The 11,929-nt window shown below is 42.1% G+C and carries 13 protein-coding genes; 8 read left to right on the forward strand and 5 right to left on the reverse strand.

Annotated features, from left to right (window positions below; translation table 11 throughout):
- The first annotated feature begins 85 nt into the window (after positions 1–85).
- Positions 86–922, forward strand: coding sequence for an EcsC family protein (locus M3204_RS16500; RefSeq protein ID WP_251484175.1), 837 nt, complete (start codon positions 86–88; stop codon positions 920–922).
- Positions 923–926: 4 nt separating this feature from the next.
- The gene (locus M3204_RS16505) at positions 927–1,439 is read left to right on the forward strand and encodes a MogA/MoaB family molybdenum cofactor biosynthesis protein (RefSeq protein WP_251484178.1); all 513 of its coding nucleotides are present in this window, start codon (positions 927–929) and stop codon (positions 1,437–1,439) included.
- A gap of 708 nt (positions 1,440–2,147) precedes the next feature.
- On the opposite strand, the gene M3204_RS16510 is transcribed toward M3204_RS16505, so the two are convergent.
- Complete coding sequence (locus tag M3204_RS16510) at positions 2,148–2,465, reverse strand: hypothetical protein (RefSeq protein WP_251484181.1); 318 nt, start codon at positions 2,463–2,465, stop codon at positions 2,148–2,150.
- Positions 2,466–2,677: 212 nt separating this feature from the next.
- Between M3204_RS16510 and M3204_RS16515 the strand changes: the two genes are divergently transcribed.
- A complete protein-coding gene (locus M3204_RS16515; protein WP_251484184.1) occupies positions 2,678–3,883 on the forward strand; it encodes an argininosuccinate synthase in 1,206 nt (401 codons plus the stop codon).
- Positions 3,880–5,250, forward strand: coding sequence for an argininosuccinate lyase (gene argH / locus M3204_RS16520; protein ID WP_251484187.1), 1,371 nt, complete (start codon positions 3,880–3,882; stop codon positions 5,248–5,250). Before M3204_RS16515 ends, argH begins: the two co-directional genes overlap by 4 nt.
- Positions 5,251–5,307: 57 nt before the next feature.
- On the opposite strand, the gene M3204_RS16525 is transcribed toward argH, so the two are convergent.
- Positions 5,308–5,757, reverse strand: a complete 450-nt coding sequence (locus M3204_RS16525) for a universal stress protein (RefSeq protein WP_251484190.1) — start codon at positions 5,755–5,757, stop codon at positions 5,308–5,310.
- 106 nt (positions 5,758–5,863) lie between these two features.
- On the opposite strand from M3204_RS16525, the gene M3204_RS16530 reads away from it, so the two are divergent.
- The 3 genes from M3204_RS16530 to M3204_RS16540 all read left to right on the forward strand — a co-directional run bounded on the left by M3204_RS16530 (position 5,864) and on the right by M3204_RS16540 (position 8,649).
- Positions 5,864–6,019, forward strand: a complete 156-nt coding sequence (locus tag M3204_RS16530; RefSeq protein WP_251484192.1) for a hypothetical protein — start codon at positions 5,864–5,866, stop codon at positions 6,017–6,019.
- A 341-nt stretch (positions 6,020–6,360) separates the two neighbouring features.
- The gene (gene ald / locus M3204_RS16535) at positions 6,361–7,482 is read left to right on the forward strand and encodes an alanine dehydrogenase (RefSeq protein ID WP_251484195.1); all 1,122 of its coding nucleotides are present in this window, start codon (positions 6,361–6,363) and stop codon (positions 7,480–7,482) included.
- Positions 7,483–7,719: 237 nt separating this feature from the next.
- Positions 7,720–8,649, forward strand: a complete 930-nt coding sequence (locus M3204_RS16540; protein ID WP_251484227.1) for a manganese-dependent inorganic pyrophosphatase — start codon at positions 7,720–7,722, stop codon at positions 8,647–8,649.
- A 59-nt stretch (positions 8,650–8,708) separates the two neighbouring features.
- Here M3204_RS16540 and M3204_RS16545 read toward each other — a convergent pair whose 3' ends face one another.
- The 3 genes from M3204_RS16545 to deoC all read right to left on the reverse strand — a co-directional run bounded on the left by M3204_RS16545 (position 8,709) and on the right by deoC (position 10,729).
- Entirely contained in the window at positions 8,709–9,323 is a 615-nt protein-coding gene (locus tag M3204_RS16545) for an AmiS/UreI family transporter (protein ID WP_251484197.1), read from the reverse strand.
- A gap of 144 nt (positions 9,324–9,467) precedes the next feature.
- Positions 9,468–9,875 carry a cytidine deaminase gene (locus M3204_RS16550; protein ID WP_251484199.1) on the reverse strand — a complete coding sequence of 136 codons (408 nt, stop codon included), beginning with the start codon at positions 9,873–9,875 and terminating at the stop codon, positions 9,468–9,470.
- 179 nt (positions 9,876–10,054) lie between these two features.
- Positions 10,055–10,729, reverse strand: coding sequence for a deoxyribose-phosphate aldolase (gene deoC, locus M3204_RS16555; protein ID WP_251484201.1), 675 nt, complete (start codon positions 10,727–10,729; stop codon positions 10,055–10,057).
- Positions 10,730–11,167: 438 nt separating this feature from the next.
- On the opposite strand from deoC, the gene queF reads away from it, so the two are divergent.
- Positions 11,168–11,665 (forward strand): preQ(1) synthase, encoded by a 498-nt coding sequence (queF, locus tag M3204_RS16560; RefSeq protein ID WP_251484203.1) that lies wholly within the window; start codon positions 11,168–11,170, stop codon positions 11,663–11,665.
- The last annotated feature ends 264 nt before the right edge of the window (positions 11,666–11,929 follow it).

Raw genomic sequence — 11,929 nt, forward strand, 5'->3', positions numbered from 1 at the left:
CAGAAGCGAGCCCGCTTCTGCCTTTTTATATTGGACGATTTTTTATGCTATACTGGAAGAAAATTCACATGCTGGAGGTTTTTCAATGCCTTTGACTGATCGGGAACAAAAGGTGCGGGATGAATTAAGCAATTGGGAAAACAAGCTGTATGACTATGAACCTAATGATTTTGAACTTGCCTATGACCGGTATCTCGAGCGTTCCTTCGCGCTTTTGCCAGAAGAAGTCCAGGAGCGTTTTTTCTCACTGTTTGACAGCTGGCTGTTCCATCTTCATTCGCTTATTCAGGGCTCGCAGCTGCAGATGGATGCCAAGGAGAGGATCCTTGCTGCAGGCAGGGTATTTCAGCCTGATCTTGAAACGGTCCATGATTTAAGGGAACTGCCGATCGAGCAGCTGGAGTTTATCGCGGGTCAGCAAATCGCCCGCCACAGGGTCTACTCATTAGTCCAGGGTGGCATGTCAGGCAGTGGGGGGAATCTCGTCCTTGGAGCGGATATGCCAGCGATGGCGGTCATCAATCTAAGGATAGTCCAGCTGATTGCGATGACTTACGGATTTGAAGTGAATACCCCATTTGAGATGATGGTGGCTTTGAAGGTTTTCCATACTGCGACAATGCCTTCAAGGATGCAGAGCACAGGCTGGAATGAGCTGAAGAATGACCTGGAACAGGCTGAAGACTTTTATTTTTACGAAGGAAATGATGACCTGACAGACGTTACGTGGCTTGAACAGCCAATCAAGCAAATCTTTAAAGGTATGGCTATTCTCTTATTCCGTAAAAAGCATATACAAGGCCTTCCAGTCATCAGCATGGCTATTGGAGCAGGGGCAAACTATCAATTGACGCGGAGAGTTACTGAATTCGCCCATAAATATTACCAGATGAGATATTTCAAAGAAAAAGGGGCGCTATAACAATATGAGTACACAGGAACACAAGCAGGCTGCACCTAGCCAGGTACGCTGCAAGGTGATCACCGTCAGCGATACTAGGACAGAAGAAACGGATAAAAGCGGCAAGCTTATGAAGGAAATGCTCGAAGGAGCAGGCCATAAGATTGTCGAGTATGTGATTGTCAAAGACGAAGCAGAACCAATTAAATCGGAAGTCCTGAAAGGCTGCAGCAACCCGGATGTTGACGTTGTTCTAACAAACGGAGGCACAGGGATTGCCAAACGGGACGTTACAATCGAAACCGTTCAAAGCATATTTGATAAGGAGATTTCCGGTTTTGGCGAAATTTTCCGTATGCTCAGCTACACTGAGGACATAGGTTCCGCAGCCCTGTTGTCGCGGGCTGCTGCCGGTGTCGTTAATGACCGGGCAGTCTTTTCAACACCAGGTTCAACAGGAGCTGTCCGACTGGCGATGGAAAAATTGATTATCCCCGAAATCGGGCATGTAGTGAGAGAGCTGACGAAGGATTTATAAGAATGCAGGGATGGAATCTAAACGGATTTCATCCTTTTTTAGTGTTTTAAAAAGGAATGGAAAAGTTTGCAGAAATTATGGGGATAGAAGTAGAGCTTACATTAATCTGAAATCAGCTTTTGGTGAAAAAATGTGGATAAAACCATCTGGTTTGCACCGTAATGCGCTGTACGATGAATAAGGTTAAAAAGAAAAACGCTCTGCATTGCCCGAAAAACAGCTGTACCAAGGAAAAGGGTAAAAGGAAGCGCTCTGCATTGCCCGAAAAACAGCTGTACGAAGGAAAAGGGTAAAAGGAAGCGCTCTGCATTGCCCGAAAAACAGCTGTACCAAGGAAAAGGGTAAAAGGAAACGCTCTGCATTGCCCGAAAAACAGCTGTACGAAGGAAAAGGGTAAAAGGAAACGCTCTGCATTGCCCGAAAAACAGCTGTACCAAGGAAAAGGGTAAAAGGAAACGCTCTGCATTACATGAAAAGGGGAAATCATGAAAATAGTATTAGCTGTTTTATTCATAATAATTGGCAGCATTTCGGTGGGTTCAACAATTGATCAATTGGGGGCCTTTGGGAATTGGATTATTAAAAGCATTTGGAGTAGTATGCCTAGTCGCCGGAGTCTATCTCGGCAAAAAGTATAGTAATAAAAAATAGCTTGGAAGCTCCAAGCTATTTTTTTATGCGATTGAAAGTTCTGCCAGAGCAAATTTCTTATTGGTGCATTTTATCCAATGAAATGTCCTGATGCGTCCGGTACCAGAGCCAAAGGTCATTGATGATGGATGCCAGCTCAGCAATTTCGCTGTTTAATTCACATGAGCGAATAAAATTGCTTTCGTCTGAAAGCTGGGCCTGTTTAAGGTTGATTGTTTTTTCAAGCTCGGCGATTCGGTCAGGAATGCTTCCGCGAATTTTTTCCCAGTGGAGCAGGATGGCATGTTGTGTATCTATGTCATATTCTTCCCAGCTTCCATTTATAGCAGGGAGGGGAATGCCAAGTCGGCTGTTATAAAGAAAATATTGTTCCATATCTGATGGAGCCCCCATTCCGATATTCATTGCTTCCATTCTACTATACTTTTATTCCCTCTTCTATACTAGCCTGACCTCCAATCTGATTACTGGATAAATAAAATTAAAATTTAGTCTTGAAATGTTCCTTAAAACCTGTTAATTTTATAAACATGAATAAAAATTAAATTATATGAATAAATATTCGTTTAAAAAGGAGTATGAAAAAAATGACTGAAAATAAAGTGATACTAGCCTATTCAGGCGGTCTTGATACATCTGTTGCAATTAAATGGCTAAAGGAACAAGGTTATGCAGTGGTGGCTTGCTGCCTGGACGTAGGTGAAGGAAAAGACCTTCAGTTCATAAAGGAAAAAGCGTTGAAGATTGGTGCTGTTCAATCCTATGTATTGGACGTGAAGGAAGAATTCGCGAACGATTATGCACTGTTTGCCTTGCAGGCACATGCATTATACGAAGGCAAATACCCGTTAGTTTCTGCGCTCTCCCGTCCATTGATTTCTAAGAAACTAGTAGAAATTGCAGAGATGGAAGGAGCAGTTGCCGTAGCACATGGCTGTACCGGAAAAGGGAATGATCAGGTAAGATTTGAGGTTTCAATTAAAGCGTTGAATCCCGATCTGAAGGTAATCGCACCAGTGCGTGAATGGAAGTGGTCTCGTGAGGAAGAAATCGCATATGCAGCGAACAATGGCATTCCAATTCCAATCAATCTTGACAGCCCATTTTCGATTGACCAAAACCTTTGGGGCAGAAGCAATGAATGCGGAATACTGGAAGACCCTTGGCAGGCTCCGCCAGTTGAGGCATATGAATTGACTGCAGAGCTAGAAGACACACCAGATACACCTGATCTAATCGAAATTGAATTTGTGGAAGGTGTACCAACAGCGATTGATGGAAAGACTTACCTGCTATCCGAATTGATTCTTGAGCTTAATGCGATCGCAGGAAAGCATGGTGTCGGAAGAATTGACCATGTCGAGAATCGCCTTGTCGGCATAAAGTCACGTGAGGTTTACGAAGCTCCGGCAGCAATGACATTGATTAAAGCGCATAAAGAACTGGAAGACATCACTCTTGTTAAGGAAGTTGCCCATTTCAAGCCTGTCATTGAGAAAAAGATGACTGAATTGATTTATGAAGGCTTATGGTTCTCGCCGCTACAGGAAGCATTGGCAGCCTTCTTGAAATCAACCCAGAAGCATGTTACTGGAACTGTCCGTGTAAAATTTTTCAAAGGCCATGCGATTATTGAAGGAAGAAAATCACCATATTCTCTATACAACGAGAAATTGGCGACCTATACTTCAGACGACGAGTTTGATCATAGCGCTGCTGTTGGCTTCATCAACTTATGGGGGCTTCCGACAGTCGTTCACAGCATGGTCCAGGGCAAGAAGGTGACAGTGTGAAGAAATTGTGGGGCGGCAGATTCACCGGATCGGCAGAAGATTGGGTTGACGAATTCGGTGCATCGATCGGCTTTGACCAGGAATTAGCGCAGCAGGACATTGAAGGAAGCATTGCACATGCTGCGATGCTTGCGAAATGCGGGATTATAACATCGTCAGAATCAGACAACATCATTCAAGGATTGAAGATGCTGGAGCAGAAAGCAAAGAACAATGAGCTGGAGTACTCTGCGAAACTTGAGGATATCCATTTAAATATTGAGCATCATCTAACCGAAATGATCGGTCCAACTGGAGGCAAGCTTCATACCGCCAGGAGCAGGAACGATCAGGTTGCGACGGATATGCATTTATACCTTAAAACTCAGGTTGGCGAGATCATTGACTTGATTACCGAATTTCAAAATACATTGATCTGCCAGGCAGAACAGAACGTCGAAACGATCATGCCAGGCTATACACATTTGCAAAGAGCCCAGCCGATTTCATTTGCGCATCATCTCATGGCTTATTTCTGGATGCTTGAGCGGGATAAACATCGATATACGGATAGTCTAAAAAGAATCAGTTTATCCCCGCTTGGCGCCGGTGCTCTTGCCGGGACGACATTCCCAATCGACCGCAATTTCACAGCAGAAATGCTTGGATTTGAAGGTATTTACGAGAATAGCCTTGATGCCGTAAGCGATCGGGATTTCATTCTTGAATTTCTGTCAGGAAGTTCTATTTTAATGATGCACCTATCACGCTTATGCGAGGAAATCATCCTATGGTCCAGCCAGGAGTTCCAGTTCATTGAGCTTTCAGATACGTTCACAACAGGAAGCAGCATCATGCCGCAAAAGAAAAATCCCGATATGGCCGAATTGATCCGCGGGAAAACCGGCAGGGTCTATGGAAGCCTGATGGGCTTGCTGACAGTTTTGAAAGGACTGCCTTTAGCGTATAACAAAGACATGCAAGAGGATAAGGAAGGAATGTTCGATACTGTAAAAACAATTAAAGGCTCGCTGAAAATTTTCTCTGGAATGGTTAAGACGATGAATGTTAAGAAAGAGAAGATGGAAGGATCAGTCAAGAACGATTTTTCAAATGCGACGGAGCTCGCAGACTATCTGGCAGCAAAGGGAGTCCCATTCAGGGAGGCCCATGAAATTGTTGGCAAGCTTGTGCTCGATTGCATACAAAAGGGCTGCTACCTAGCTGACCTCTCGATAGAGGAATATCAATCAATGAATTCTCTATTTGAAAAAGATATCTATGAAGCCTTGAACCCTTATAATGCAGTTGAACGAAGGAACAGTGCAGGAGGAACAGGATTTTCGGAGGTAAAAGCGCAAATCGACAAAGCAAAAGAGCTTGTATAAATTGAAAAAGCACGCAGTCTGAAAAACTGCGTGCTTTTGATATTGTAAAATTGGTTATTAGTTGTCTTGGTCAGTACGGACGACTAGGACATCACATGATGCATAACGGGTGATGTGTTCTGAAACACTCCCGATGAAAAATCGTTCCATCGCGTTCATGCCAGTGGCTCCACAAATGATCAGGTCGGCGTTGTATTTTTTAGCAACATCTTTGGCAATCTTGACCTTTGGTGAACCATAATCGATTTCGTAGCTGACATTAGTAATACCAGCTTCCCTTGCCTGCTGTTTGTAGTTTTCCATCAGCTCTGTAGCAAATTGATTGGCACGCTCTGAAATCGTGCGGTCATAAGCTTCAACAGTTGCAAATGTACGCAAATCGATGATGTGGGTCATGACTAGCTTTGCATCGTTTCTTTTTGCAATTTCAATCGCTTTTTTGAAAGCCCATGCTGCCTCTTTAGAACCATCAACGGCAACTAAAATGCTCTTATAATATAGCGCCATAGTTCTCGCCTCCTTTACCTATATTATACAATAGATTCCTTAGTATAGCTGTGACAATCAAACGAAAACTATGGATGCAAGCATATTATTTAAGGAGGCAACCAGCATGGAGAAAAAGGAGCAGCGCGGCCAGTCATTTTACGATTATGATGATCAGGGCATCGAGCAGGTAAGCCAGCAGATTATGGATTCCTACAACAGTGGGGTGGTCGGACAGGAGCAAATGAAGGCTGCTGTGGAAAACAATGAAGAACTTCGGTAAACATTAAGAACAAGCTTGCAGAAACAATCTGCAAGCTTAATTATTTCTAGCAGATGGAAATGTAAAGATATAGTATGTTGAATGGTATTTGTAATAGAGAATTTATTCATATTTCAACTTTTATAAGATTAAAAATATACAGAATAGTATATTTTAGGGAATTTTATACGAATTGTTTTGCCAAAAGGTTTTTTTTCTACTAAAATGAAAGTGTTTTCATCCTTGACCATTTTATACTTTTATCCCTCTAAAAATATCTGCTTTTTCTCCAGGGAAAAATGATATAGTTGTGTCAGGGCCTGAAATGGTAAGGCAATTATTATTATAGGAGGTATGCAATAATGCGTATCGGTGTACCTAAAGAGATAAAGAATAATGAAAATCGTGTGGCTATGACGCCTGCAGGTGTACTTAACCTTGTTAACTTTGGTCATGAAGTATTTATTGAAGCTGGTGCGGGTCTTGGTTCCAGCTTTACTGACGAAGACTACAAAGCTGCTGGCGCCTTGATTGTTGGCAGTGCGGAAGAAGCATGGTCCCAGGATATGGTCATGAAGGTTAAAGAACCTCTTTCACAAGAATACGGTTATTTCCGTGAAGGCTTGATTTTATTTACATATTTGCACCTTGCTCCAGAACCAGAGCTGACAAAGGCATTAATTGAGAACAAGGTGGTTGGTATCGCATACGAAACAGTACAGCTTGCAAACGGCTCACTTCCATTGTTGACGCCGATGAGTGAAGTTGCCGGCCGTATGTCTACACAAATTGGCGCACAGTTCCTTGAAAAGGTTCACGGCGGCAAAGGAATCCTTCTTGGGGGAGTTCCTGGTGTACAAAGAGGAAAAGTTACGATCATCGGTGGTGGAGTAGCAGGAACGAATGCTGCGAAAATGGCTGTCGGACTAGGTGCTGAAGTCACGATGATTGACTTGAACCCAGACCGTCTTCGCCAGCTAGACGATATCTTCGGATCCGATATTACAACTCTAATGTCAAATCCTTTCAATATCGCAGAAGCTGTTAAAGCATCTGACCTTGTAATCGGAGCAGTTTTGATTCCAGGTGCAAAAGCTCCTAAGCTAGTAAATGAAGAAATGATCCAGTCCATGAACCCAGGTTCAGTCGTTGTCGATATCGCAATCGACCAGGGTGGAATTTTTGAAACAACAGACAGAATCACTACTCACGACAACCCAACTTATGAAAAGCACGGTGTTGTGCATTACGCAGTAGCGAACATGCCTGGAGCTGTTCCAAGAACGTCTACCATCGCACTGACTAACGTGACAGTTCCATATGCTGTCCAAATCGCAAACAAAGGTTACAAAAAGGCTTGCCTTGACAATGAAGCATTATTGAAGGGCATCAACACGCTAAACGGCTATGTTACTTACCAGGCTGTTGCTGAAGCCCATAACCTTGTATATTCTGAAACAAAAACATTATTGGAGCAAATCTAATAACACTAGATCCGGATGATTAAATCCGGATCTTTTATTTTACAAAATTAGAAAGCATAAAATTCACTTCGAGAATTGTCCATCTCCAGCGCTTTTCTTAGCAATACGCCAAATTAGTACAAAGCTGTTTAAAATCTTTCCATTTTAGCGTATATTATTTATGGGATATACGGACTCTTTCATTTTAGAAATGAGAGTCAGAATGTCCGTTATAAATTGTAACTGAGGAGTGTCATGATGGAAAAAGTACTTGTTTTTGGACATAAAAATCCTGATACGGATACAATCTGCTCTGCCATTGCCTATGCTAACTTAAAGCAAAAGCTTGGTGTCGATGCGGAAGCAGTGCGTTTGGGCCAGGTTAATGGAGAAACTCAATATGCGCTTGATTACTTCAAGGCTGAAGCACCTCGCCTTGCCGGGAAGGTTTCTGAAGAAGTGGACAAGGTCATCCTTGTTGACCACAACGAACGCCAGCAGAGTGCTGATGATATTACAAAAGTTCAAATCGTTGAAGTCATTGACCACCACCGTGTGGCGAATTTCGAAACGAGCGATCCACTATATTTCCGTGTTGAACCTGTTGGCTGCACTGCGACAATCCTAAATAAGATGTACAAAGAAAGCAATGTGGAAATCGAAAAGAATATCGCAGGGCTAATGCTGTCTGCGATCATTTCCGATTCATTATTGTTCAAGTCCCCGACTTGCACAGAGCAGGACGTTGACGCAGCACGTGAACTAGCTGAGATTGCTGGTGTCGACGCTAATGCGTATGGCCTTGATATGCTTAAGGCTGGTGCTGATTTAAGCAGCAAAACAATTGATGAGCTTATATCTCTTGATGCGAAGGAATTCCAAATGGGCAGCTCAAAGGTTGAAATCGCACAGGTGAACACTGTCGATGTGAATGAAGTGCTCGCACGCCAGTCTGAGCTTGAAGAGGCATTAAACAAGAAAATCTCAGAGAAAAGCCTGGATCTATTTGTCCTGGTCATCACTGACATTTTAACAAATGATTCAGCTGCCCTTGCACTTGGTGAAAAAGCAGCTTCTGTTGAGCAAGCATTCGATGTTACACTGGAAAACAACACTGCGACGCTTAAAGGTGTTGTTTCACGCAAGAAGCAAGTTGTGCCTGTGTTGACAAACGTACTTGCTAAATAAACTGGGGAAAGTAAAAACCGTCCATGCCAATATCCGGCAGGACGGTTTTTTTATCGTTACTATGCAAATCTTTCTGTTCTTGCTGATGAATTTCTGAGTTTTAATGTGATGTACCCAAAATAAACAAATGCAGCGATTGAGAAGTAAATCCATGCGTCCGCCACCTGTTCACTTTTCCATATACCTGTCATGGAAAGCAATGCAGGGAGTGTTAATGTCAGCCAGGATTGTACCATTGCAACCTTGCCGATATAAGCATCGATTTTCTTGTTCAAACCCATTGACAAAAAGAACAGGAACCAGAGATATGCCCACATTACCCATGTAAGGGTGCTGATTATATCAGCGAAATGAACATAGGCAACAATGGCGTAAATGATGGCAATGACGGCGACCCAAAGGGAATACCAGCCGAGGCCGCTTCCATCTAGGTCCTTTAATAAAGTTAAACCTACATATAGATAAGTGAAGCCAAACAGAAAAATGCTTGCCAGACTGTAAATCGTCCAGTTGCTCTGGTCCGATACGGCAATTAAGTAAAAAGGAACAATCACTTGCATTGCTCCGATAAATAAGTTGAATACTGCTACGCTTTTAGCGTTTGCCCGGCCAAGAAGCATTAAGCTGTTAAGGAAAAGTGCTGCTCCTGACAGCAATAAACCTGCGTCTCCCATGATGTATGCCCCAATTGAATCAATTGGCGGCTCTTTCCTCCTTTATTAAGCAAGTGAGCTAAATCCTTCCGAATTAGAAAGAGCAACTCCTTCACCCATTTAAGGAAAGGAATTGCCCTACATTAAGCTGGTAAAATATTGATCTTAATCAATTTTCTTATCCATATCCTTGGATGAAAAATAACCAGGAAGAATTTCACTGATCGTCGTTTCCATTACATCGCCATTAAGGTTGGCAAGGTAAATTTTTGTATCATCATTCGAAAATTCTGCAATTACCTGACGGCAGGCACCGCATGGAGAAATTGGACCTTCAGTGTCTCCGACTACTGCAATCGCCTTGATTTCAGTAGCACCCTCTGATACAGCCTTGAAAATTGCCGTTCTTTCGGCACAGTTTGTCAGGCCATAAGAAGCATTTTCGATATTGCAGCCAAGATAAACTTCATCATTGTTCATTACGATTGCAGCGCCAACCTGAAACTTAGAATATGGAACGTATGCTTTGCTTCTCGCTTCAATCGCTTTTTCAACAAGCATGTTCTTATCCATGTCCACTCCCCATTCCCATGATCTATTTTTTAGCTCTTTTTAACACGGCTGTTGATTTTCGTTCCAGGCGCTTCGCCCGCCCGCAGGAGTCTACGCGCCTTCCACTACAATCAACAGGGGTTAAAAATCAACATTCAGCTTTAACAGAGCCTATTTTTTAGTAAGGTATGATTTTACGCTTAGTATGAAGAATTTGAAGACAGGCCATTCATGATTGCAACACCTGAGCTTGCGCCAATTCTTGTTGCGCCAGCTTCGATCATGCTTTGTGCATCCTCAAGGCTGCGAACGCCGCCAGAAGCTTTAACACCTAGATCTGGTCCAACTGTTTTTCTCATGAGGGCGATATCTTCAACTGTAGCGCCGCCTGTTGAGAAACCAGTAGAAGTCTTGACAAAATCTGCTCCTGCGCTGACAGATAGCTTGCAAGCCATTTCTTTTTCTTCGTCAGTAAGAAGGCAAGTCTCGATGATAACTTTAGTCAAAGCTTTACCCTTTGCTGCTTCAACAACTGCTTTGATATCATTTTCAACTACATCGTACTGCTTGTCTTTCAATGCGCCGATATTGATGACCATATCAACTTCAGTTGCACCATTTTCAATTGCATTCGTTGTTTCGAAAGCTTTTACTTCAGATGTTGAAGCTCCAAGAGGGAAGCCGATTACTGTACAAACCTCCACACCTTCTGCACCCTTAAGAATTTGTGCAGCCGTCTTTACCCAAGTTGGGTTTACGCATACAGATGCAAACTTATATTCTTTTGCTTCCTCAGCCAATTTAACAATCTCAGCTTCAGTTGCATTTGCTTTAAGTAATGTGTGGTCGATCATTCTTGCTAATTCGTTAGTCATTCAATTCAAACCCTTTCCGTATTCAGAATATGTTGAAACGCTTTCATTAAGAAGAAAAATATATTGCCAAGAGTTATTATGTGTAACTTACATGAATAATATATCAGGTGGTTGAACAATTGTAAATAATCATTTGAACATATGTAAAAATAAAAACTGGTAATACATGAAACTGTCACATCTTTGTTATTCGAAGCGAAGACACAGAAAAATTTTTCTTTTGACATTCAGCAATCGTTTCATTATAGTTGCCTTATAAAAATTAATATGCATCCCGTACTCGCGGGAGAGGTTCATAGCGGACACCCTCTATAAAAAACTATGGCTTTGAAGAATTTCAACCATATCCCAGAGGATATGGTTTTTTATTTTATTAGGGCAGATAGTGGGGTTTTTGGCCTCGAAAAGCGTTTGCGGACATCATGGGAGGCTTTTAAAATGGCTGGAAGAAAAGAAGAAGAAATGAAAGATCTGACATTGCTTGGCAACCAGGGAACGAAGTACCTGTTTGAGTACAGCCCTGAAATCCTTGAAACATTTGAGAATAAACATCCATACAGGGATTACTTTGTGAAATTCAATACACCAGAGTTCACAAGTCTATGCCCAATCACGGGACAGCCTGATTTTGCTTCGATTTATATCAGCTATATTCCTGATAAATTGATGGTCGAAAGCAAAGCGCTGAAGCTGTATCTATTCAGCTTCAGGAATCACGGAGATTTTCACGAAGATTGCATGAACATCATATTGAATGACCTGATTAAGCTGATGGATCCAAGGTATATCGAAGTTTGGGGGAAATTCACTCCAAGAGGCGGAATTTCAATCGACCCTTACACAAACTACGGCAAGCCTGGCACTAAGTATGAAGAAATGGCTAATTACCGCATGATGAACCACGATATGTATCCTGAGAAAGTAGATAACCGCTAATGTTGAAAAGAGCAGCCGCCGCTGCTCTTTTTTGAATTGGAAAAAATCGTCCGGAATTTCCAGTTCGCTATTAAAATCTGATTTTCGCTATAAAAATAAGAAATTCGCTATAAAAAAGAAATTTTCGCTATAAAACCGATGGTTTATAAATGTATGTGTAAGGCCTTTTTCTAGACAAAGAAAAAAGGACAAAGTACTCTCTGAGTTATCACCACAATAACCTTTTGAGAGGAGTACTTTATCCATGTCCAATTTTAACACAGA

It is taken from the genome of Mesobacillus subterraneus (genome assembly GCF_023715485.1).
GTDB lineage: Bacteria > Bacillota > Bacilli > Bacillales > Cytobacillaceae > Mesobacillus > Mesobacillus subterraneus_B.

Coding starts and splice junctions, on each gene's coding strand:
- M3204_RS16505 (WP_251484178.1), top strand. CDS start 927: ATGAGTACACAGGAACACAAGCAGGCTGCACCTAGCCAGGTACGCTGC.
- deoC (WP_251484201.1), bottom strand. CDS start 10,729: ATGACTAACGAATTAGCAAGAATGATCGACCACACATTACTTAAAGCA.
- queF (WP_251484203.1), top strand. CDS start 11,168: ATGGCTGGAAGAAAAGAAGAAGAAATGAAAGATCTGACATTGCTTGGC.
- M3204_RS16540 (WP_251484227.1), top strand. CDS start 7,720: ATGGAAAAAGTACTTGTTTTTGGACATAAAAATCCTGATACGGATACA.
- M3204_RS16545 (WP_251484197.1), bottom strand. CDS start 9,323: ATGGGAGACGCAGGTTTATTGCTGTCAGGAGCAGCACTTTTCCTTAAC.
- M3204_RS16515 (WP_251484184.1), top strand. CDS start 2,678: ATGACTGAAAATAAAGTGATACTAGCCTATTCAGGCGGTCTTGATACA.
- M3204_RS16510 (WP_251484181.1), bottom strand. CDS start 2,465: ATGGAACAATATTTTCTTTATAACAGCCGACTTGGCATTCCCCTCCCT.
- M3204_RS16550 (WP_251484199.1), bottom strand. CDS start 9,875: ATGGATAAGAACATGCTTGTTGAAAAAGCGATTGAAGCGAGAAGCAAA.
- M3204_RS16530 (WP_251484192.1), top strand. CDS start 5,864: ATGGAGAAAAAGGAGCAGCGCGGCCAGTCATTTTACGATTATGATGAT.
- ald (WP_251484195.1), top strand. CDS start 6,361: ATGCGTATCGGTGTACCTAAAGAGATAAAGAATAATGAAAATCGTGTG.
- M3204_RS16525 (WP_251484190.1), bottom strand. CDS start 5,757: ATGGCGCTATATTATAAGAGCATTTTAGTTGCCGTTGATGGTTCTAAA.
- M3204_RS16500 (WP_251484175.1), top strand. CDS start 86: ATGCCTTTGACTGATCGGGAACAAAAGGTGCGGGATGAATTAAGCAAT.